22 protein-coding genes are annotated in these 19,885 nt (G+C 70.0%); 15 read left to right on the forward strand and 7 right to left on the reverse strand.

The window, feature by feature from the left end; translation table 11 throughout:
- Window positions 1-23 precede the first annotated feature (23 nt).
- A complete protein-coding gene (locus E3O32_RS09845; protein WP_134509030.1) occupies window positions 24-293 on the forward strand; it encodes a glutaredoxin family protein in 270 nt (89 codons plus the stop codon).
- The gene (locus tag E3O32_RS09850; RefSeq protein ID WP_134509032.1) at window positions 290-592 is read left to right on the forward strand and encodes a Dabb family protein; all 303 of its coding nucleotides are present in this window, start codon (window positions 290-292) and stop codon (window positions 590-592) included. Before E3O32_RS09845 ends, E3O32_RS09850 begins: the two co-directional genes overlap by 4 nt.
- 32 nt (window positions 593-624) lie before the next feature.
- On the opposite strand, the gene aspS is transcribed toward E3O32_RS09850, so the two are convergent.
- Window positions 625-1,938 carry an aspartate--tRNA(Asn) ligase gene (aspS, locus tag E3O32_RS09855; RefSeq protein WP_134509193.1) on the reverse strand — a complete coding sequence of 438 codons (1,314 nt, stop codon included), beginning with the start codon at window positions 1,936-1,938 and terminating at the stop codon, window positions 625-627.
- 130 nt (window positions 1,939-2,068) lie between these two features.
- Between aspS and E3O32_RS09860 the strand changes: the two genes are divergently transcribed.
- Genes E3O32_RS09860 through ccsB form a run of 5 tightly spaced genes read left to right on the forward strand, consistent with a single transcriptional unit; the run spans window position 2,069 to window position 6,843 of the window.
- Window positions 2,069-2,713, forward strand: coding sequence for a histidine phosphatase family protein (locus E3O32_RS09860; RefSeq protein ID WP_134509034.1), 645 nt, complete (start codon window positions 2,069-2,071; stop codon window positions 2,711-2,713).
- The gene (locus tag E3O32_RS09865; protein ID WP_134509036.1) at window positions 2,710-3,306 is read left to right on the forward strand and encodes a TlpA family protein disulfide reductase; all 597 of its coding nucleotides are present in this window, start codon (window positions 2,710-2,712) and stop codon (window positions 3,304-3,306) included. The genes E3O32_RS09860 and E3O32_RS09865 overlap by 4 nt, the downstream gene beginning before the upstream one ends.
- A gap of 2 nt (window positions 3,307-3,308) precedes the next feature.
- On the forward strand, window positions 3,309-4,070 hold the full coding sequence (locus E3O32_RS09870; RefSeq protein WP_134509038.1) for a cytochrome c biogenesis CcdA family protein: 762 nt from the start codon (window positions 3,309-3,311) through the stop codon (window positions 4,068-4,070).
- The gene (gene resB, locus E3O32_RS09875; RefSeq protein WP_134509040.1) at window positions 4,054-5,742 is read left to right on the forward strand and encodes a cytochrome c biogenesis protein ResB; all 1,689 of its coding nucleotides are present in this window, start codon (window positions 4,054-4,056) and stop codon (window positions 5,740-5,742) included. Before E3O32_RS09870 ends, resB begins: the two co-directional genes overlap by 17 nt.
- 51 nt (window positions 5,743-5,793) lie before the next feature.
- Window positions 5,794-6,843: a c-type cytochrome biogenesis protein CcsB gene (gene ccsB, locus E3O32_RS09880; protein WP_134509195.1), complete on the forward strand. Its 1,050-nt coding sequence runs from the start codon at window positions 5,794-5,796 to the stop codon at window positions 6,841-6,843.
- Between the two features lie 96 nt (window positions 6,844-6,939).
- Here ccsB and E3O32_RS09885 read toward each other — a convergent pair whose 3' ends face one another.
- The 4 genes from E3O32_RS09885 to E3O32_RS09900 form a co-directional block, all read right to left on the reverse strand.
- Entirely contained in the window at window positions 6,940-7,920 is a 981-nt protein-coding gene (locus tag E3O32_RS09885) for an o-succinylbenzoate synthase (protein ID WP_134509042.1), read from the reverse strand.
- A 101-nt stretch (window positions 7,921-8,021) separates the two neighbouring features.
- Window positions 8,022-8,285, reverse strand: coding sequence for a hypothetical protein (locus E3O32_RS09890; RefSeq protein WP_134509044.1), 264 nt, complete (start codon window positions 8,283-8,285; stop codon window positions 8,022-8,024).
- The gene (locus tag E3O32_RS09895; RefSeq protein WP_134509046.1) at window positions 8,282-8,614 is read right to left on the reverse strand and encodes a DUF7882 family protein; all 333 of its coding nucleotides are present in this window, start codon (window positions 8,612-8,614) and stop codon (window positions 8,282-8,284) included. Before E3O32_RS09895 ends, E3O32_RS09890 begins: the two co-directional genes overlap by 4 nt.
- 86 nt (window positions 8,615-8,700) lie before the next feature.
- A complete protein-coding gene (locus E3O32_RS09900) occupies window positions 8,701-9,705 on the reverse strand; it encodes a sigma-70 family RNA polymerase sigma factor (RefSeq protein ID WP_134509048.1) in 1,005 nt (334 codons plus the stop codon).
- Window positions 9,706-10,057: 352 nt separating this feature from the next.
- On the opposite strand from E3O32_RS09900, the gene E3O32_RS09905 reads away from it, so the two are divergent.
- The 3 genes from E3O32_RS09905 to E3O32_RS09915 are packed head-to-tail and all read left to right on the forward strand — an operon-like array spanning window position 10,058 to window position 13,221.
- Entirely contained in the window at window positions 10,058-10,969 is a 912-nt protein-coding gene (locus E3O32_RS09905) for a 1,4-dihydroxy-2-naphthoyl-CoA synthase (RefSeq protein ID WP_134509050.1), read from the forward strand.
- 2 nt (window positions 10,970-10,971) lie between these two features.
- On the forward strand, window positions 10,972-12,159 hold the full coding sequence (locus E3O32_RS09910; RefSeq protein ID WP_241974750.1) for an AMP-binding protein: 1,188 nt from the start codon (window positions 10,972-10,974) through the stop codon (window positions 12,157-12,159).
- A gap of 42 nt (window positions 12,160-12,201) precedes the next feature.
- Window positions 12,202-13,221, forward strand: a complete 1,020-nt coding sequence (locus E3O32_RS09915) for a 1,4-dihydroxy-2-naphthoate polyprenyltransferase (RefSeq protein ID WP_134509199.1) — start codon at window positions 12,202-12,204, stop codon at window positions 13,219-13,221.
- Here E3O32_RS09915 and E3O32_RS09920 read toward each other — a convergent pair.
- Window positions 13,195-13,494, reverse strand: a complete 300-nt coding sequence (locus tag E3O32_RS09920) for a DUF4229 domain-containing protein (protein WP_134509052.1) — start codon at window positions 13,492-13,494, stop codon at window positions 13,195-13,197. The two genes, E3O32_RS09915 and E3O32_RS09920, sit on opposite strands and share 27 nt — an antisense overlap.
- 69 nt (window positions 13,495-13,563) lie before the next feature.
- On the opposite strand from E3O32_RS09920, the gene E3O32_RS09925 reads away from it, so the two are divergent.
- From E3O32_RS09925 to E3O32_RS09935, 3 genes are all read left to right on the forward strand, one after another.
- Window positions 13,564-13,998 carry a PLD nuclease N-terminal domain-containing protein gene (locus tag E3O32_RS09925; protein WP_134509054.1) on the forward strand — a complete coding sequence of 145 codons (435 nt, stop codon included), beginning with the start codon at window positions 13,564-13,566 and terminating at the stop codon, window positions 13,996-13,998.
- Window positions 13,991-15,703 (forward strand): 2-succinyl-5-enolpyruvyl-6-hydroxy-3-cyclohexene-1-carboxylic-acid synthase, encoded by a 1,713-nt coding sequence (gene menD, locus E3O32_RS09930; protein ID WP_134509056.1) that lies wholly within the window; start codon window positions 13,991-13,993, stop codon window positions 15,701-15,703. Before E3O32_RS09925 ends, menD begins: the two co-directional genes overlap by 8 nt.
- Before the next feature lie 112 nt (window positions 15,704-15,815).
- On the forward strand, window positions 15,816-16,679 hold the full coding sequence (locus E3O32_RS09935) for a polyphosphate kinase 2 family protein (RefSeq protein ID WP_134509058.1): 864 nt from the start codon (window positions 15,816-15,818) through the stop codon (window positions 16,677-16,679).
- Window positions 16,680-16,742: 63 nt separating this feature from the next.
- Here E3O32_RS09935 and E3O32_RS09940 read toward each other — a convergent pair whose 3' ends face one another.
- Window positions 16,743-17,975, reverse strand: coding sequence for an isochorismate synthase (locus E3O32_RS09940; RefSeq protein ID WP_241974759.1), 1,233 nt, complete (start codon window positions 17,973-17,975; stop codon window positions 16,743-16,745).
- Window positions 17,976-18,038: 63 nt separating this feature from the next.
- Here E3O32_RS09940 and ubiE point away from each other — a divergent pair, with 63 nt between their 5' ends.
- Together ubiE and E3O32_RS09950 are read left to right on the forward strand one after the other, a co-directional pair.
- Window positions 18,039-18,779, forward strand: a complete 741-nt coding sequence (gene ubiE / locus E3O32_RS09945) for a bifunctional demethylmenaquinone methyltransferase/2-methoxy-6-polyprenyl-1,4-benzoquinol methylase UbiE (RefSeq protein WP_134537918.1) — start codon at window positions 18,039-18,041, stop codon at window positions 18,777-18,779.
- Between the two features lie 32 nt (window positions 18,780-18,811).
- Window positions 18,812-19,882 carry a polyprenyl synthetase family protein gene (locus E3O32_RS09950; RefSeq protein ID WP_134509060.1) on the forward strand — a complete coding sequence of 357 codons (1,071 nt, stop codon included), beginning with the start codon at window positions 18,812-18,814 and terminating at the stop codon, window positions 19,880-19,882.
- Window positions 19,883-19,885 lie beyond the last annotated feature (3 nt).

Consider the following 19,885-nt stretch of genomic DNA (forward strand, 5'->3'; position numbering starts at 1 on the left):
GTGAGCCAGCATAGGCTGGAGCAATGGCCACCGCACTCCTCACCCTGATCGGCAAGCCCGGATGTCACCTCTGCGACGACGCGCGGGAGCTGGTGGACAGCGTCGTCTTGAAACTCGCCGACAACCCGGCGGCGCCGGCGATCGTGCTCGAGGAGCGTTCCATCCTCGACGACGCCGAGCTGAACGAACTGTACGTGGAGGACATCCCCGTGCTGCTGATCAACGGCAAGGTGCATAATTACTGGCGGATCGACCCGCTGCGGCTGCGCAGCGCGCTCCTGGCCGTTCAGTGAGCATCCGGCACGTCGTCTCCTGGAAGCTCAGCGCGACGGACCCGGCGACCAGGGCCGACGACGCGGCCGGGATCGCCTCACGCCTCGAAGCCCTCGTCGGCGTCGTGGCGGAGATCCGCTCCCTGCGGGTGGGCGCGGATGTGCAGGGCGGCGACAACTGGGACGTCGTGCTGATCGCCGACTTCGACGACCTGGCCGCGGTCGCCCGCTACCAGGCGCACCCGGCCCACCAGGCTGCCGGCGCCTTCATCCGGTCGGTCGTCTCGGCCAAGACGGCCGTGGACTTCCTCGTTCCGTAGGTCGCTCGACCACCGGGTCGGGCCGGAGCCGGTCAGGGCTCGAGGCGCGACGGGCCGCGGAAGAGGAAGGTGACCTCGCGGATGCTGGTCTGGTGCAGCATCAGCATGAGCACCCGGGCCAGCCCCATCCCGAAACCGCCGTGGGTCGGCACGCCGTACCGGAAGAAGTCCAGGTAGCCGCCGAGCTCCTCCGGGTCCAGACCCTTCTCCCTGGCCTGCTCGACGAGAACGTCGATGCGGTGCTCACGTTGCGCGCCGGTGGAGATCTCGGTGCCGTTGAAGATGAGGTCGTAGCTGTTGGTGACGCTCGCGTCGCCCTCGGGCCGCATGTGGTAGAACGGCCGGATGCTGGCGGCGTAGTCGGTGAGGAAGACGAATTCGTGCCCGTAGGTCTCCGCCACGTAGGCGGCGATCTGGCGCTCGCCCTCCGGGTCCATGTCGTCGTCGTCGCGCGGCACCTCGTAGCCGCGGTTCTTGACGATCTCCTTGGCCTCGGCCAGGGGGATGCGCGGGAACGGCTGGCTCGGCACGGTCACCTCGACACCGAACAGGGCCAGCACCTCGTCGCCGTGCTTGGCCTTGACCGCGGCGAAACCGGCGACGAGCAGCTCCTCGTGCAGCTGCATGACGTCTTCGTGGCTGTCGATCCAGCTGATCTCGGCGTCGACGCTGGTGAATTCGGTGGCGTGGCGGCTGGTGAACGACGGGTCGGCCCGGAACGCCGGTCCCACCTCGAAGACCTTGCCGAAGCCGGCCGACTGCGCCATCTGCTTGAAGAACTGGGGGCTCTGCGCGAGGTAGGCCTTGGTCTCGAAGTACTCCACCTCGAACAACTCGGCGCGGGACTCGCTCGCGCTGGCCATCAGCTTCGGGGTGTGCAGCTCGACGAAGTCGTGCTCGACCCAGTAGGTGCGGAGGGCGTGCTCGAACGTGGTCTGAATGCGGAAGATCAGGTTCTGCTTCGGCTGGCGCAGGTCGAGGAAGCGCCAGTCCATCCGCTTGTCGAGGCTGGAGTCGGCTGCGATCGGGGTCTCCGGGATGGCGACGGTGACGAGCTCCATGCTGGCCAGCTTGATCTCGATTCCGCCGAGCTTGACCCGCTCGTCGTGCTTGAGTTCGCCGGTCACGGTGACGAAGCTGCCCTGGGAGAGGGCGGAGATCGTGCTGGCGGGCTCGTCCGCGACGACGACGCCGTCGGCATCCGTTGTGCGCGGGTTCACCAGCTGCACCGCACCGGACTCATCCCTGAGCACGACGAACTGCACCTTCTTCTGGTCGCGGACGGTGTCCACCCAGCCGGACACCGTGACGGTGCCATTCTCGAGGGCGGCCAGGTTCTTGATCAGTATGCGCGCAGTCACTTGCCAAGTTTAGCGGCAGGCGTCGCCGGGGGTCGACAGCCGGCGCATCCCACGGCGGCCCCAGCGTCGTGCGTTCTCGGTGAATTCGCGGGTGGGGCATCCGTAGACTGTTCGGGTGACAGCCAGTCAGGTACATCTCGTCCGGCACGGTGAGGTGTTCAACCCCGAACGCGTTCTGTATGGACGGCTGCCCGGCTTCGGGCTCTCCGACCTCGGCCTGGCCATGGCGGAGGCTGCGGCGGCCGACCTGGTCGAACGAGGGCGCCCGGTCGCGCGGATCGTCTCCTCGCCGCTGCAGCGCACACGCGAGTCCGCGGGGCCGGTCGCGGCGGCCTTCGGCCTCCCCGTCGACATCGACCCGCGCCTGATCGAGCCGGCCAACTTCTTCGAGGGCAAGCGGATGCGCGGCCCCGACGGTGCCCTGCGCGACCCCCGCAACTGGCGGGCCCTGGTCAACCCCCTCCGGCCCAGCTGGGGTGAGCCGTTCCAGTCCATCGCCGACCGGATGCTCGCCGCCGTCGACGACGCGTACCACTCCGTCGACAGCGGCGACGTCGTGCTGGTCAGCCACCAGCTCCCGATCTGGATGGTGCACCGCGCCCTCTCCGGAGAACGCCTCGCCCACGATCCCCGCAGACGCCGGTGCGGTCTCTCGAGCATCACGACCCTGTCCTGGCCAGGCGGCGGCCCGGTCGAGGCGGGCTATTCGAACCCAGCGGTCGACCTGCAGGCCGGCGCCACCGACGTGGGGGCGGTATGACGACCCGGGCGCGCGCGGCGATCGTCGGGCTCGTGGCGGTGGCGCTGCTCCTGACCGGCTGCGCGACCGATCCGCTCGCCGCCCAGTACCGCGAGGGCAGCAACAAGGGGTTCATCGCCGGCGACGGCAGCTGGACCGAGATCCCCGCCGCCGAACGCGGCGACCCGATCGTCTGGGCCGGCACGAGCGAGACGGGTGCCGCCCTCTCCAGCGCCGACTACGCCGGGCAGGTTGTCGTCGTGAACTTCTGGTACGCCAGCTGCGCACCGTGCCGGGCCGAGGCCCCAGCCCTGGCGAAGCTCAGCGCGCAGTTCGAGGGCAAGGGCGCCTCGTTCGTCGGCGTCAACGTGCGCGACCAGGCCGCGAACGCGGTCGCCTTCAACGACAACTACGGTGTCGGCTACCCCTCGGTGATGGATGTCGGCGACGGGGCGATGCAACTGGCCTTCAGCGGCAGCATCCCGCCGAACGCGGTGCCGACCACGCTGGTGATCGACAAGTCCGGACGGGTCGCCGCCCGCATCCTCGGCGAGCTGTCCTCGCCGTCCATCCTCGAGACGCTGGTCACCTCCGCGCTCGACGAGGGCGTTTAGGCGTGGACAATCCGTTCGGTGAGATCGTCTTCAGCGGGCAACTCCTTTTCGCCATCCCGGTTGCGATCCTGGCCGGCCTCGTCTCGTTCGCGTCGCCGTGCATCCTGCCCCTCGTGCCCGGCTACCTGGCCTACATCGGCGGGTTCACCGACGGGCGCACCAGCGCGGCGCGCGGGGACCGGCGCGGCCAGGGCCGCCTGCTGGCCGGCGTGGCCCTGTTCATCCTCGGCTTCACCCTCGTCTTCGTGCTCACCGGCGTCGTCTTCGGCTTCGCCGGTTTCTGGCTCAACCAGTACCGCGACCTGGTCACCCGGATCGCCGGGGTCGTCGTCATCCTGCTCGGCCTGGTCTTCGTCGGCCAGTTCGCGCGCCTGCAACGCTCGGTCAAGTCCTCCTGGAAACCCCGGATGGGGTTGGCGGGAGCCCCGGTACTCGGTGCCGTCTTCGCCGTCGGCTGGACGCCGTGCACCGGGCCGACGCTGACCGCGATCAATTCGCTCAGCCTGACCACGGGGTCGCCGTGGCAGGGCGGACTGCTCGCCCTGTTCTATGCGCTCGGCCTCGGCATCCCGTTCCTGCTGATCGCGCTGGGCCTGAGCTGGGCGACGGGCGCGGTGTCGTTCCTCAAACGGAACGTGCGAACGATCAATCTCTTCGGCGGCGTCCTGCTCGTCGTCATCGGCGTGCTCATGGTGAGCGGCATCTGGAATGCCTGGCTCCTCGACCTGCAAGGAGTGATTGGCAGCTATGTCCCGGCCGTCTGACCATTACGATTCGCCGGCGCCGGTCGCCGCGGAAGGCATCGTCCAGCCGCGCCTCGGCTTCGTCGGGTGGCTGCGCTGGTTCTGGCGACAGCTCACCAATATGCGCACTGCGCTGTTCCTCCTGCTGCTGCTCGCCATCGCGGCCGTGCCGGGGTCGCTGGTGCCGCAGCGCAGTTCCGACCCGAACGGGGTCACCCAGTACTTCACCGACAACCCCGACCTGGCACCGGCCCTGGACAAGATCCAAGCCTTCGACGTCTACTCGTCCGCCTGGTTCTCGGCGATCTACCTCCTGCTGTTCATCTCCCTGATCGGCTGCGTCATCCCGCGCACCAAGCATCACTTCCTGGCGTTGCGGGCGAAGCCGCCGCGCACGCCGGCCCGCCTGGCCCGACTGGCCGGGTTCACCACGCGCCCCGCCCCGGCCGGCACGGATGCCGCGTCCGCCGTCGACTCCGCCCGTGGGCTGCTGGCGGCCGGCGGTTACCGGGTCGCCCTGTTCGACAGTGCGCCGCAGGCCGACGCGCGGGAGTTCTCGGTCTCGGCCGAGCGGGGCTACCTCCGGGAAACCGGCAACCTCGTCTTCCACTTCGCCCTCGTCGGCATCCTGATCGCGGTCGGGTTCGGCAGCGGTTTCGGGTTCAGCGGGCAGCGGGTGCTGGTCGAGGGCCAGACGTTCGTGAACACGTTGCTGGCCTACGACTCGTTCAATCCCGGCCGGTTCTTCAACGACGAGGGCCTCGACCCGTACAAGCTCACCCTCAACGACTTCCAGGTCACCTACGAGACGAAGAACCTCAAGGCCTACGGCCAGCCGATCGACTTCACCGCCGGCGTGAGCGTCACCCGGCGGGGACAGGCGACCGAGACCGGCGAGGTCAAGGTCAATTCTCCGATGCGCACCGGCGGCACCGACGTGTACCTGCTTGGCAACGGCTACGCGCCGTCGATCACGGTGAAGAACCCGCAGGGCGACGTCGTCTTCACCGATGCGGTGCCGTTCCTGCCCCAGGATGCCAATCTCACCTCGCTCGGGGTGATCAAGGTCCCCGACGGGCTGGCGAAGCAGCTCGGCATGATCGGCTTCTTCTACCCGACCCAGGCGAAGGCGACCTCCGGCGCGTTCTATTCCTCGTTCCCCGACCTCGAGTACCCGCTGCTCACGCTCAACGTCTACGCCGGCGACCTCGGCCTCGACGCGGGGGTGCCGACATCCGTCTACTCGCTCGACACCGACAAGATGACTCAGCTCACCGGCGGCAAGACCGGCACGAAGTCGATCGAGCTCAAGCCGGGGGAGACCCAGCAGCTGCCGAACGGCCTCGGCTCGGTCACCTTCGACGACGCGCACCCCGGGGCGAAGACCGGCGACTTCTCCGGCTCAGTGCTCCGGTTCGCCTCGTTCGACATCCACAACGACCCCACCCAGCTCTGGGTGCTGTCCTTCGCGGTGCTCGCCCTGCTCGGGCTGCTGACCAGCCTGTTCGTGCCGCGCCGCCGGGTCTGGGTGAAGGCCGTGGAGGAAGCCGACGGTTCGGTGCGACTCGAGTACGCCGGGCTCGCCCGCGGCGAGGATCCTGCCCTCGAATCGGTCGTGACCGCGCTCGCCGACCGGCACTCGGACCTGCTGTTATCCTCCCAATTGGCCGCCCCGGCTCCCGAACGCACTTAGGCTGACACAGTGAATCTCAACGAGCTCTCGATCCTGAGCCTGTACTCGGCCATGGCGGTCTACGCCCTGGCGTTCATCGCCTTCTCCTTCGACCTGGCCAAGCGGTCGGCCGCGGTGAGCCAGGCCCAGGGCGACGCGCTTCGATCGGCGAGCCCTGAGTCCGTGCGCTCGGCCGGGGCCTCGGGTGGCACCGCCACCCTCACCCGGATCAGCGCGCGGATCGTCAACGACGCGTCGACGCCGTACGGTCGTTCGCCCAGCCTGCGCGTCGGCGTGTCACTCACCGTGCTCGCCTGGCTGATCCACCTCGTCGCCGATGTGCTCCGGGGCCTCGCCGCCGGCCGGGTGCCGTGGGCGAACATGTACGAGTTCGCGATGACCGGCACCCTGCTGATCGTGACCGTGTTCCTGATCGTGCTCACCCGGGCGGACCTCCGCTTCCTCGGCACCTTCGTGACCGGCATGGTGCTCGTGCTGCTCGGCATCGCGGCCCTGCGCTTCTACGTCGAGGTCGCCCCGCTGCCGCCCGCGCTGCAGTCCGCCTGGCTCGTTATCCACGTGTTCGTCGCGTCGCTGGGCACCGGCTTCTTCGCCCTCGGCTTCGCGCTCTCGACCGTGCAACTGCTCCAGTTCCGGCGGGAAGCCGCGCTCGGTGCCGCGGCGTCGGTGCCGGCCGGGTCGGTGCCGGCCGGTTCAGTCCCGGCTGGGTCAGTGCCGGTTGTGTCCGGCCCCGCCGGCACGGAGACCCCGGGGTGGAAGAACCCGCTCCGCTTCCTCGCCACGCTGCCCTCAGCGGCAACCCTGGAGAACCTGGCCTACCGGGTGAACATCATCGGCTTCATCCTCTGGACCTTCACCCTGATGGCCGGGTCGATCTGGGCCGAGAAGGCCTGGGGCCGATACTGGGGCTGGGACACCAAGGAGGTCTGGACCTTCATCATCTGGACCGTCTACGCCGGGTACATCCACGCCAGGGCGACGCGCGGCTGGCGCGGCTCCCGGTCGGCGTGGCTCGCGATCGTCGGGTTCAGCGCCGTGATGTTCAACTTCGGCATCGTCAACGTGTTCTTCAAGGGCCTGCACGCCTACTCGGGCCTCTGACCCGTCAAATTCGACGGACTTTTTCGAAATATCGCCCGTGTCGAGGCCGGTTTGAGCCGTTTTGGCCAAAATCTCCGTCGAATTTGACGGGGGAGGTCAGTCGGAGAGCAGGGCGTGGCAGCGTACGAGGCGGGCCAGCCACCAGTCGCGCCGCTCGGCGGATGCCGCGTAACGGTCGAGAAGGTCAGGGTCAGGGGTGACCCGGCGCACCGGGATGCTGCCGCCGACCGGCAGGATCGGCTCCCGAGTGACATCCGCCGCCAGCAGTGACGCGGTGCCCAGGCCGCAGTCGTAGTCGAGGCCGGGGATCGCGGCGGCGAGGTGCGCGCCCATCGAGATGCCGACCGAGGTGTCGAGGGCGCTGGAGACGACGACCGGGAGGCCGGCCTCCGCGATCAGCGCCAGTGCCGCGTGGATGCCGCCGAGCGGGCCGGCCTTGATCACGAGGATGTCCGCGGAGTCCGTGCGGGCCACCAGAAGCGGGTCATCGGCGCGGCGCACGCTCTCGTCCGCGGCGACGCCCACGTCGAGGTACGCGGTGCGGCTGCGGATCTCGGCGAGCTCCTCGATGCTCGCGCACGGCTGCTCCACGTACTCGAGGTCGAACTCGTTCAGTGCGTGGATGGCGTGCTCGGCCTCGTCCACGTTCCACAGCCCGTTCGCGTCGACCCGGATGCGTCCCTCCGGCCCGAGAACGTCCCGCACCGCCCGCACCCGGGCGACATCGTCGGCGAGGGTCTGGCTGGGGGCCGCCACCTTCACCTTCGCGGTGCGGCAGCCGGGGAAACGGGCGAGAACACCGGCCACCTCGGCCGCGTCGACGGCCGGCACGGTGGCGTTGACCGGGATGCGGTCGCGGAGCAGGGCCGGGGTCTTCTCCCAGCCGAAGTCGATGGCCGCGCGGAGCCAGGCGGCGGCCTCGGTGTCGTCGTACTCGGCGAATGGGGAGAACTCGGTCCAGCCCTCCGGGCCCTGCAGCAGCAGCGCCTCACGGTTGTCGATGCCGCGGAAACGCGTGACCAACGGCAACGCGACGACGCGGGCCGTTCCGAGCAGATCGTCCAGGGAGGGAAGCATGTTCCCAGTGTGCCAGCAGCGGGTCAGCGCCGCTGACGCACCCCTGCCGGCTGCCGCGGCCGACGCGACCGGGCGCGGCAGCCGGCAGGGGTCAGGATGGGTCAGAGACCGTCCTGCCCGAACACCCCGTCCACGTCGAGATCGATGTCCTGTCCGTCCTCCGGCTTCACATTGAGCACCGCGAACGGGATGCCGGGGGCGATGAGCAGGTAGGCGTCCTCGAACCGGCCGCCGCCGCTGTTCACCATCAACCAATACGGTTTGCCCGTCGTGATCGCCGCGTCGATCTCGGTCTGGATGGAGTCGATCGAGCGGCCGGCGAGGGAGTACTGCTGGCCACCGTAGACGATGTCGACACGGTTCATGAGTCATCCTTCACTGTCACGACGGCTGTGGCGCGGTGCGGCTCCGGGACCAGTTGCAGGCCCCCGGAGGAATTCGCCGTGAGCATCAGGGCTTCGATCCACTCCCGGTTGAGGCTGGGCGACCTACCGCCGAAGTACTTGTAGGTCAGGGGGATGGCCGGGTGCAACCAGATTGTGCTCCGGCCGTCCCCACCCTGCGGATCGTCACGCCAGGTGAAGTAGAAACACTCGCCGCGGCGCAGCTTCGCGCCGATGACAACCTGGATGTGGGCCAGGACCCGATCATCGAAGTCGGCCGACAACGTCGAGTTGTAGGTCAGCTTGCCCATCTCAAAACCCCCGTTTTAGTGACTACAAGCGACAATACGCGTGAACCGTGGTCTCGGGATACTCTCAGTTCGGGGGAAACCGGACGTCAATCCCGAAGGTATCGCTCCAGCCGCGGCACGTGCAGGAGGGCCAGGGCCCGCTTCTCGATCTGCCGCACCCGTTCCCGGGTGACGCCCTGGATCACGGCGATCTGGTCGAGGGTGCGCGGCTCGTCGCCGTCCAGGCCGAACCGGGCGATGAGAATGGCCCGTTCGCGCGGCGGCAGGGCATCCAGGTAGAAGCCGATGTCGGCCGCCCGGAGGGTGATGGTGGCGTACTCATCGGGCTGGGGCAGATCATCGTCGATGATCAGCTCGGAGATGTCGCCGATCCCATCGCCCACCGGTGCGTGCAGCGAGATCGGCTCGTTGTCGTACTGGAGCAGCCGGGAAACGTCCCTGGCCGGGATCTGCGCCGCCTCGGAGAGCTCGCGCAGGGTGGGGTCGCGGTCGAGCGTGCTGGTCAGGTCACGGCGGATGCGCTTGATCTTGTTCAACTTCTCCGCGGTGTGCACGGGGATGCGGATCATCCGGGATTTGTCCGCCATTCCACGGTGGATGGCCTGCCGGATCCACCAGGTGGCATAGGTCGAGAACTTGTAGCCGGTCATGAAGTCGTACTTCTCGACCGCGCGAACCAGACCGATGTTCCCGTCCTGCACGAGGTCCATGATCGGGACGCCGCGGCCGGAGTAGTGCTTGGCGATGCTCACCACCAGGCGGAGGTTCGCCTCGATGAAGTGGTTCTTCGCCCGGCCGCCGTCGTGGGCCAGCCAGGCCAGCTCGCGGGCATAGGCCGGATCGGACACTCCCCGGGTCAGCCGCTCAGCGGCGAACAAGCCGACCTCGATGCGGCGGGCGAGCTCGACCTCGTCGAGCGCGGTGAGCAGAGGACCCTTCCCGATGCGGCGCAGATAGTCGCCGAAGGCGTCCGTGGACGCCCGGCTGTACCGGGAGACCGAGGAAGAACCGGCTCCCCGGCCGGGGGAGGAGGCGGCCGGCGGCGCGGACGGCAACGGGGCCGAAAGCGGCGTCTGGATCAGGGCGCTCATCAGCGCACCACCCCGACGAGGTCAGATCGGGAATCGATCTCACAAACGTGCACGAAACGGCGGTTCCCCTCAGCGCTGATCGCGTCACTCGCGTTCACATCGTTGTGGAATGCTGCCCCTGCGTCATATCCAGCCATGACTACCTCCGGGTCGATCTCGGGTGATCTCAGGCCCTTAGTACACATGGTGAAAACGTGCCCCTCAAGGGGGTTGACTTCTCGCCACCCCTAGGAGTAATTGAGGTCTTCTCACGGCGTGTCGGCACGCTGCACGAGGCCCTGGTCTGCTACCGCGCGCCGCGAGCGACCCAGGGTCGCGGGTCGGCGCCGCCCCGCCCGCGTAGGCTGGCGGGATGACCGAACAGGTGTCCGAAATCTTCGATCCGAGCCAATGGCGGGAGGTCGCCGGTTTCGACGGACTCACCGACGTGACCTATCACCACGACCTGACCGGGCAGATCGCCCGGGTGGCCTTCAACCGGCCGGAGGTTCGGAACGCGTTCCGTCCGCACACGGTCGACGAGCTGCACGCGGCGCTCGAGGACGCGCGGGTCAACCCGCGGATCGGCGTCGTGCTGCTCACCGGCAACGGGCCCAGTCCCAAGGACGGCGGCTGGGCGTTCTGCTCGGGCGGCGACCAGCGCATCCGCGGCCGCGACGGCTACAAGTACGCCGACGGCGAGACCGCCACCGGCATCGACAAGGCCCGCGGCGGCCGGTTGCACATCCTCGAGGTGCAGCGCCTGATCCGGTTCATGCCCAAGGTCGTCATCGCGGTCATCCCCGGCTGGGCGGCCGGCGGCGGCCACTCCCTTCACGTGGTCTGCGACCTCAGCATCGCCAGCGCCGAGCACGGCAAGTTCAAGCAGACGGATGCCGACGTCGGCTCCTTCGACGCCGGCTACGGCAGCGCCTACTTCGCCCGCCAGGTCGGCCAGAAGGCCGCGCGCGAGGTCTTCTTCCTCGCCCGGGAATACTCCGCGCAGCGAGCCCTCGAGATGGGTGCCGTGAACGCCGTCGTGCCGCACGCCGAGCTCGAGACGGAAGCGCTGGACTGGGCGCGCACCATCCTGACCAAGTCGCCCACCGCCATCCGGATGCTCAAATTCGCCTTCAACGCCGTCGACGACGGACTCGTCGGCCAGCAGGTCTTCGCGGGGGAGGCCACCCGCCTCGCCTACGGCACCGACGAGGCCGTCGAAGGGCGCGACGCGTTCCTCGAGAAGCGCGACCCCGACTGGGGCCCATACGACTGGCAGTTCTAGCGGTGACCCGTGAGCTCCGCACGGTCCCGGCAGGCGAGCCCCTCGACCTGATGGTGCTCCTGCGGGAGGCGCTCGCCGGCGCCGGTCCCGCCCTGCTCCCGGTGCCCGCCCTGCTCCCCGTCCCCGGGGTCGCCGGGGGAACCACCGTGCCGCGCCGGGTGGCCGTGGTGATCGAGACGTCGGGGTCGACGGATGTCCCCAAACGCGTGATGCTCGGCACCGACGCGCTGCTCAGCAGCGCTGCCGCCTCCACCGTGGCCCTCGATGGTGCCGGCCAGTGGCTGCTCGCGCTCCCGGCGCATTACATCGCGGGGGTGCAGGTGCTCGTGCGGTCGATCGTGGCCCAGACCACCCCGGTGGTGCTGCCCGTCGGGCACTTCGACCCGGCGGCCTTCCAGGCCGGCGCGGAGCGTCTGGCCGAACCGTTGCGGTACACCTCGCTGGTGCCGGCCCAGCTGGCCCGACTCGTCGCCGAGGCCGACGGCGACCGGCGCCTGCTGGCCGTGCTCCGCCGATTCACCGGCATCCTCGTCGGCGGGCAGGCCACCCCCGCCGGCCTCCTCGCCCGCGCGGCGGACCTCGACCTGCGGGTGGTGCGCACCTACGGTTCCTCGGAGACGGCCGGCGGCTGCGTCTACGACGGGCTGCCGATCGGCGACACCGAGGTGCGCGCCGTCGACGGTCAGCTCGAGATCTCGGGGTCGGTGCTGGCCGAGGGCTACCTCGGCGACCCCGAGCTGACCCGGGAACGCTTCAGGCAGGTGCGCGGGGTGCGCTGGTACCGCACCGGCGACCTGGGCGAGGTCGACCCGGCCACCGGGCTCGTGCGGGTGCTCGGGCGCCAGGACAACGTCATCATCTCGGGCGGTGAGAAGGTGTCCCTCGACGCCGTGGAGCGGGTCGTGCGATCGCTTCCCGGCCTGGCCGAGGCCGTGGCGGTCGCGGCGGACGATGACCGCTGGGGCCAGGTGCCGGTCGTCGTCGTCCCGTCCCCGGCCGTCCCGTCCCTGCATCCTCCCCTGGCGCTCGGCCCTGAGCCGCTCGACCGGGTGAGGGCCGCGACGGGGGCCGTGCTCGGTCCGGCGGCACGGCCGGCGCGGCTCGTCTTCGTCGCCTCGATTCCGCTCCTCGCGTCCGGCAAGCCGGATCGCCAGGAGCTCGGGCGACTGGCCGGGGCCGCCAAGAAGTAGCATGAATGCGTGGCACAACCAGCGCGGCCGATCAGGCCCAAAATGCAGCGTTTGAACCCCTCGGCGTCCACCGGGGCCCAGCCCGGGTCGGGCAGGACGACCGGCTCAGGCAGGACGACCGGGAAATCGGGCAACCCCGCCAAGCGGAACGCCCCCCGGACCAGCGGGGTGGCTGCAGGCCGGCCGGCGACGGCCGGCGACTGGGTGTCCGGCGCGCGCCTCCGCACGCTTCCGCTGGCCATCGCACCGGTGGCCCTCGGCACCGGGGCGGCCATCGTCGCCAGCGAACCGGGCGCCTACCACTGGGTGCGGGCGCTGCTCGCGCTGATGGTGGCCCTGTCCCTGCAGATCGGCGTCAACTACGCGAATGACTATTCGGACGGCATCCGCGGCACCGACGCCAACCGGATCGGCCCGGCCCGGCTGACCGGTGGCGGCGCGGCACGGCCGAGCGCGGTACTGACCGTGGCCCTGGCCTTCTTCGCGCTCGCCGCGCTGGCCGGCCTCACCCTCGTCGTGCTGACCGGTCAATGGTGGCTGCTGCTGGTCGGCGCCGCGGCCATCGTCGCCGCCTGGTTCTACACCGGCGGACGTCGCCCCTACGGCTACTTCGGCCTCGGCGAGCTCTTCGTGTTCGTGTTCTTCGGCCTCGTCGCAACACTCGGCACCACGTTCGTGCAGGTGGGCACCGTCAACACGGAAAGCTGGCTGAGCGGGGTCGGCATCGGCCTGATCGCCTGCGCCGTGCTGATGGTGAACAACCTGCGCGACCGTGAACCCGACCGGGTCTCGGGCAAGCGCACCCTCGCGGTGCTGATCGGCGACACGGCGTCGCGGGTCGTGTTCTGCGTCTTCCTGCTCGTGCCGTTCCTGATCGCCGGGTTCTTCGGGCTGTTCTACCCGCTGGCCTGGTTCACGTACTTCGTGTTGTTCCTGGCCGTGCCAGCCGGACTGATCGTCGTCACCGCGACCACGTCGAAGGAGCTCGTGCTCGCGCTGAAGCTGACCAGCCTCGCGTCCCTGGCCTACGGCGTGTTACTCGCCCTGGCGTTCGCGCTGTAGCGCGTCGCCGGCGGCGCGGTCGATCGCCGCGTCCTCGGACTCGGCGTCGGGGTGGGCCGTCTCCGCGACCGGGTGCCGGGCCTCGTACAGGCCGCGTGCGACCCGCTCGCGGGGCGTGCGCAGGAAGAGGTAGGACAGGCAGACGCCGATCAACGCCGCGACGAGGGCCGCGATCCACCAGGTGATCTGCAGGGCCAGCAGGATCGCGAGCGGAACGGCGAACAGGAGCACGCGGTAGACGGAGTAGGTCACCCAGGCGGGAACAGCTTTCATGGTTCCAGCTTAGGTCTCCGTCCCGCAGCTACACACCGATCTCTCGGCTGGGCGCTCTAGAATGGCCGAATGGTCAAGGTGTGGATTGTCGTGGGGCTAGCGGTCGTCATTCTGACCGTCTATTCCCTGGTCGACTGTGCGACCACCGCCCACAATCGCGTGCGAGGACTGCCGCGGTGGGTGTGGATGTTCGTCATCTTCCTGGTCCCGGTCGTGGGCCCGCTGCTCTGGCTGATCGTGGGCCGCGGTCGCCGCGGTGCGGGCGTCGCCCGGTCGATGGCCCCCGACGACGACCTCGATTTCCTCAAGGGCCTCGGTCGGCAGAAGACCGACGAGGAGCGCATTCGGGCACTCGAACAGGAACTGGCCGACCTCGACAAACCGGACCCGCGCACCGGCTCGACCGGCAGCCCAGAGGTGCCTGGTTCGACCGGCACGGCGGGTTTCGACCCCAAACAGGCGGATCCGGGCGAGGGCGAACTGCCCGGCCGACGGGATGCCTGAGGCGTCAGGCAGCGGCAGCCCGGCCACCGATTTCAGCGTCGCGCTCCTCGGCGCGTTCGCGCGGCTCGGCGTGCGCGACGTCGTCCTCAGCCCCGGCGCCCGGTCGCAGGCGCTCGCCCTGGTCTGTGCGGAACTCGAACGGCTCGACCTGATCCGGCTGCATGTGCGCATCGACGAGCGCGGCGCCGGTTTCCTGGCGCTCGGCCTGGCCGTCGAATCCGGCCGCCCGGCCCTGGTCGTCTGCACGTCCGGAACCGCCGTGGCCAACCTCCACCCCGCCGTGCTCGAGGCGCACCACTCCGGGGTGCCGATGATCCTTCTCACGGCCGACCGGCCCGACGAGTTGCGCGGCATCCGTTCGAACCAGACCACGGTGCAGCCGGGATTGTTCGGGCCGGCGACACGGCTCTGCGTCGACGTGCCGGCGCCGGCCGGGCAACCGGGGGAGGCGGCGGCTGCCGCGGCGCTGGCGTGTCAGGCGACGGATGCGGCCACCGGCCGGGACTCCGCCGACCCGGGCCCGGTGCAGCTGAACCTCGCCTTCCGGGAGCCGCTCTCGGCGCCGGTGGACCTGACGGAGCACTCCCTTCCTGCCGTCGACTCGCCGGCCCCGGTGCGGCCGCGGCCCGAGCCGGCTCCCGCGGTGCGGGTGGCGGCCGGCCCACGCACCGTGGTCATCGCCGGCACCGGTGCCACAGCGGCGGCCGAGGCCTTCGCCCGTTCCGGCGGCTGGCCGCTGCTCGCCGAGGTCAGCAGCGGGGCGCGCTTCGGCCCGAACCTGGTCGGCGCCTACCGCGAGCTGCTCCAGGCCGACGAGTTCGGCGGCCGCGTGGAGCGGGCCGTCGTGTTCGGCCACCCCACGCTCAGCCGGGAGATCCCGGCGCTGCTCCAGAGGGACGACGTCGACACCATCGTCGTGGCGGCGACCGGCGCCGAATGGTTCAACCCCGGGCGACGGGTGCGGGTGTTCGCCCGGTCGGTCATCGCCGATGAGACGGCCGTCGTGGCCGCCGGCACCCGCGAGGCACGGGAGTGGCTCGGCCGGTGGGTGATGACCAGCCGTCAGCTGCTCGACGGCTCACCCGATCTGGCCACGCCCCCGGTCGGCGAACGCGGCATGACCCGGGCCGAACTCGCCGCCCTCCGCGCCCCGGTCACCCGGCCGATCCTGGTCGACGCCGTGTGGCGCGCGTCCTGGCCCCACGATCGCCTCGTGCTCGGCGCCTCCCGCCTGATCCGCGAGGCCGACCGGCTCGTCGGTGGCAAGAAGATCCCGGTGCACTCCAACCGCGGCCTCGCCGGAATCGACGGCACCGTGGCCACGGCCGTCGGCATCGCCCTGGCCAGCCAGTTCGGCCCTGAGCCGCGCCCGGCCGGGGTCACCCGGCTGCTGCTCGGCGACCTAGCGCTGCTGCACGACGCCGGTTCCCTCCTGCTCACGCCGGGCGAACCGCCCCCGCGACTGCAGGTCATCGTCGGCAATGACGGCGGAGGAACCATTTTCGACGGCCTCGAGGTTGCGGCCTCCGCCCGCACGGAGTCGGTCGCCCGGGTTCTCTTCACCCCGCAGCGGATGGACTTCGCGCAGCTCGCAGCCGCCTACGGCTGGGAGTACGGCCGCGCCGGCACGCGGAGCGAGCTCGAGCAGGCCCTGACCATGCCGCCCGCCGGGCCGAGCCTCCTCGAGGTTCCGCTGGCCCGGTAGCCCGGGCACAAGGCCGGTGTTCGCTCTGGCGCGGCACGGGGCCGCTGCGCCAGAATGGCGTCCACCGGCGAATGATCGCCGGCATGGGCCAGGCGCGGACGAAGGGTGCACCGTGGGGAACCTCACGAAGAAGTTCTGGAACGACGACCCGATCTCGCTGCTCAGGGTGGGACCCGGTTTCCGGCTCTCCGACGTCGACCCCGGCTCGACCCCGGGCTTCGACGGTGTGGACAAGCAGAACGCGGACGACGCGCTGGCCGAGGGGGTCGGCGTGCTGTCCACCCTGCAGGAGAAGCTGTTCGCGTGCAGCAAGTTCGGTGACAACCGTCGGGTGCTGCTCGTGCTGCAGGCGATGGACACGGCAGGCAAGGGCGGGATCGTGCGGCACGTCGTCGGCTCGGTCGACCCGCAGGGCGTGCGGCTGTACGCGTTCAAGGCCCCGACCGAGGAGGAACGGGCGCACGACTTCCTCTGGCGGGTGCGGAAACGCCTGCCGGACGCCGGCCTGATCGGGGTCTTCGACCGTTCGCACTACGAGGACGTGCTGATCGCCCGGGTGCGCCGGCTGGTGCCGCCGGCCGAACTCGAGGCCCGCTACGACCAGATCAGGGACTTCGAGCAGCAGCTCGCCGACGAGGGAACCACGATCGTCAAGGTCATGCTGCAGATCGGCTCGGACGACCAGAAGGCTCGGCTGATGGAACGCCTCGACCGCCCGGACAAGCACTGGAAGTACAACCCGGGCGACGTAGACGAGCGGCTGCACTGGGATGAGTACCAGGAGGCCTACCAGCTCGCCCTGGAGCGCACAGCGACGCCGGCAGCCCCCTGGTTCGTCGTTCCGGCGGAGAAGAAATGGTACGCCCGCCTCGCCGTGCAGCACCTGCTCATCGACGCCCTCGAGCGGCTGCACCTCGACTGGCCGCCGGCCGCCTTCGACGTGCCCGCGGAGAAGGCCCGGCTGGCCGCGACCTGAACCCACCTGCTCCGCCCTGACCCGCGCGCCCCGCGTCGATCTGGGCGGGCGGGCGGGGTGGCGTCAGCCGAAAGCCTCGACGATCGGGCGGAACTTCATCCGGGTTTCCGCGAGTTCGCGGTCGGGTTCGGAGTCCAGCACGATGCCGCAGCCGGCGTAGGCGGTGACGTCTCCGCCTGGGGTGACCTGCGCGCAACGCAACGCGATCGCCCATTCGCCGTCACCGTCGGCACCGACCCAGCCGACCGGGCCGGCGTACCGGCCCCGGTCGAACGGCTCCAGCTCGCGGATCAGCGCGAGCGCCGTCTCCGTCGGCGTGCCGGCGACCGCGGCGGTCGGATGCATCGCCGCGATCAGGTCGAGGGAGTTCGACCCGTCGCTGAGGGTGCCCTCGACATCCGTTGCCAGGTGCCAGAGGTTGGGCAGTTTCACGGTGAAAGGGATCTCGCTGGTGGTCAGGTGCGAGGTGTGCGGGCGCAGCGAGGCGAGCACGCTCTGCACGGCGAAGGCGTGCTCGTCGCCGTCCTTGGACGAGGTGGCCAGGTGCAGCGCGGCCTCGAGGTCGGATGCCGCATCCGCCCCGCGGGACATCGTGCCGGCCAGCACCCGGGCATTGACCTCGCCGTGGTCGGCGCGGATCAGCGTTTCGGGGCTCGACCCGACGAGACCGTCGACCGCGTAGGTCCAGCAGTCCGGGTAGCCGAGGGCGAGTTCGCTCACGGCCCGGCGCAGGTCGGATTCGGCGGGCAGGCGCCCGACGAGGTCCCGGGCCAGGACGACCTTGTTGAGGTCGGCGGCGGCGATTCGCTCGATGGCCTCGCCCACCGCGGCGCGGTAGCCGTCGGCGGTCAGCGTGCCCGGCAGGAGCGAGATGCGGTACTCGTTGCCCAGCGGCCGCAGGGCGAGCGGGATCTCGGGCCGGGTGCCGCCGGTGGGCCAGATCCGGGTGACCCAGCACTGGCCGTCCTCGCGGCCGACGATGACCTGCGGCACGATCAGCACGCTGGTCTGGGCCGAGGACGCGTCGAAGGCGAACGCTCCGAAGGCGAGCAGCCCGGTGCCGGTGCGGGAGAGCGGGTCGGTCACGGTGGCCGCCGCGACCACGTCGCGCCAGGCTGCGGCGGCATCCGTCAATCGGGTCGGCCCGGAGAACTCGAGCCGCAGGGCCGTGCCGATGCCGGCCAGGCCCTGGTTGCGACGCATCCAGAGCAGCGGTTCGTGGCTATCGAGCAGAAGGATGAGTTGGCGCACGTCGGCGATAGGAGTGGTTTCGACCGTCAGGGCCTGCGCATTCACTCACCCAGCCTATGTCAGCAGGGTGGACGCCGGGCGTGTGCGCAGGCAATCTAGACTGGGGGAGTGAGCAGAGCAGACCTCAATAAGCAGCCCGAGCAGGTTGCTGCCATGTTCGACCAGGTCTCCACCCACTACGACCGCACCAATGCGGTGTTGTCGGTCGGGAATGCGGCCCTCTGGCGGATGGCGGCGACCCGGGCCGTGGCCCCGCAACCGGGCGACCGGATCCTCGACATCGCCGCCGGCACCGGCACCTCGAGCGTGGCGCTGACCCGCACCGGCGCGCACGTCGTGGCCGCGGACTTCTCCGCGGGAATGATCAAGGTCGGCCGGGAACGCCACGCCGGCAACCCGCTGATCGAGTTCGTGCAGGCCGATGCCACCGCACTGCCCTTCGCCGACAACGAGTTCGATGCCGTGACGATCTCCTTCGGGCTGCGGAACGTCGTCGAGCCGAAGAAGGCCATCGCCGAGTTCTACCGGGTGACCAGGCCCGGCGGACGCGTCGTGATCTGCGAGTTCTCCACCCCGCCGTTCGCGCCGGTCCGCGCCGCCTACTTCGCCTATCTCAACCACGTCATGCCCCTGGTCGTGAAGCTCGCCTCCTCCAACGCGGAGGCGTACGACTACCTCGGCGAGTCGATCGCCGCCTGGCCGAACCAGTCCACCCTGAGCAGCTGGCTGCGGGATGCCGGCTACGAGGCTGTGGCGTACCGCAACCTGTCCCTGGGCATCGTGGCCCTGCATCGAGGCGTCAAGCCGGCGAACGCAGCGGATACGGGCGCAGCGGATACCACTTCCTGAGTCCTCCCAGTTCCGATCGATAGGCTGACCGAGTGAAACCGAGCGTGCCCCTGTTCCGCCGCGGCTCTTCCGTGACGAGCCAGTTGGGCCTCAGCGATCGCATTTTCTCGTCAAAAGGCGACCGCGGTCTCGCCACCGGCATCGACGTCGGCCTCGAACGGGTCGAGGCAAGCCTGCTCGGCGAGGTCACCTTCGCCGACGAGGTCGCGAACGTCACCAGCCGATACCTCCTGAACGCGGGCGGCAAGCGCGTGCGCCCCATGCTCGCCCTGCTCACCGCGCATCTCGGCAGCGGCGTGCTCGACGACGTGGTCACCGCGGCCACCGCGATCGAGATCACCCACCTGGCCTCGCTGTACCACGACGACGTGATGGACGACGCGCACCAGCGCCGCGGGGTGCCCAGCGCCCAGACCGTGTGGGGAAACTCCATAGCGATCCTCACCGGAGACCTCCTGTTCGCGCGGGCCAGCCAGTTGATGGCCCGGCTGGGCGAGCGGGCGATCCGCCTGCAGGCAGACACCTTCGAACGTCTCGTGCTCGGCCAGCTGCACGAGACGGTCGGGCCGCACGACGGTGAAGACCCGGTGGAGCACTACATCCAGGTTCTCGCCGACAAGACCGGTTCGCTGATCGCAGCCGCAGCCCAGGCCGGGGTCATCTTCTCGGACGCGTCCGACGACTACGAGCGGCCGGTGGTGCAGTTCGGTGAGAAGATCGGCGTCGCCTTCCAGCTCATCGACGACGTGCTCGACCTGTCACCCCAGCCGGAGGAAACGGGCAAGTTCGCCGGCACCGACCTCCGCGCCGGCGTGGCAACCCTGCCGGTGCTCCGGCTCCGGGAACGCGCGCCAAGCGACCCGGGCGCGGCCGCACTGCTGGCCAGGCTCGAACGCGACGTGATGGCCCCCGGCGCTGCTGCCGGCGATGCCGCGGACTCGGCGATCGCCGCCCTCCGCGAGCACGATGTCACCACCCAGACCCTCTCCGAGGCGCACGGCTGGGCGCGCGACGCCGTCGCCGCGCTCTCCCCGCTGCCCGACGGATCCGTGAAGAAGGCGCTCACGCGATTCGCGGACACGATCGTCGAGCGATCCAGTTAGAAA

The sequence above is a fragment of the Cryobacterium mannosilyticum genome (assembly GCF_004402705.1).
Classification (GTDB): domain Bacteria; phylum Actinomycetota; class Actinomycetes; order Actinomycetales; family Microbacteriaceae; genus Cryobacterium; species Cryobacterium mannosilyticum.

What these genes read in the sequence shown, in the direction of transcription:
- E3O32_RS09845 (WP_134509030.1), top strand. Translation starts at nt 24, where the DNA reads ATGGCCACCGCACTCCTCACCCTGATCGGCAAGCCCGGATGTCACCTC.
- E3O32_RS09865 (WP_134509036.1), top strand. Translation starts at nt 2,710, where the DNA reads ATGACGACCCGGGCGCGCGCGGCGATCGTCGGGCTCGTGGCGGTGGCG.
- resB (WP_134509040.1), top strand. Translation starts at nt 4,054, where the DNA reads ATGTCCCGGCCGTCTGACCATTACGATTCGCCGGCGCCGGTCGCCGCG.
- ccsB (WP_134509195.1), top strand. Translation starts at nt 5,794, where the DNA reads ATGGCGGTCTACGCCCTGGCGTTCATCGCCTTCTCCTTCGACCTGGCC.
- E3O32_RS09885 (WP_134509042.1), bottom strand. Translation starts at nt 7,920, where the DNA reads ATGCTTCCCTCCCTGGACGATCTGCTCGGAACGGCCCGCGTCGTCGCG.
- E3O32_RS09890 (WP_134509044.1), bottom strand. Translation starts at nt 8,285, where the DNA reads ATGAACCGTGTCGACATCGTCTACGGTGGCCAGCAGTACTCCCTCGCC.
- E3O32_RS09895 (WP_134509046.1), bottom strand. Translation starts at nt 8,614, where the DNA reads ATGGGCAAGCTGACCTACAACTCGACGTTGTCGGCCGACTTCGATGAT.
- E3O32_RS09900 (WP_134509048.1), bottom strand. Translation starts at nt 9,705, where the DNA reads ATGAGCGCCCTGATCCAGACGCCGCTTTCGGCCCCGTTGCCGTCCGCG.
- E3O32_RS09905 (WP_134509050.1), top strand. Translation starts at nt 10,058, where the DNA reads ATGACCGAACAGGTGTCCGAAATCTTCGATCCGAGCCAATGGCGGGAG.
- E3O32_RS09915 (WP_134509199.1), top strand. Translation starts at nt 12,202, where the DNA reads ATGCAGCGTTTGAACCCCTCGGCGTCCACCGGGGCCCAGCCCGGGTCG.
- E3O32_RS09920 (WP_134509052.1), bottom strand. Translation starts at nt 13,494, where the DNA reads ATGAAAGCTGTTCCCGCCTGGGTGACCTACTCCGTCTACCGCGTGCTC.
- E3O32_RS09925 (WP_134509054.1), top strand. Translation starts at nt 13,564, where the DNA reads ATGGTCAAGGTGTGGATTGTCGTGGGGCTAGCGGTCGTCATTCTGACC.
- menD (WP_134509056.1), top strand. Translation starts at nt 13,991, where the DNA reads ATGCCTGAGGCGTCAGGCAGCGGCAGCCCGGCCACCGATTTCAGCGTC.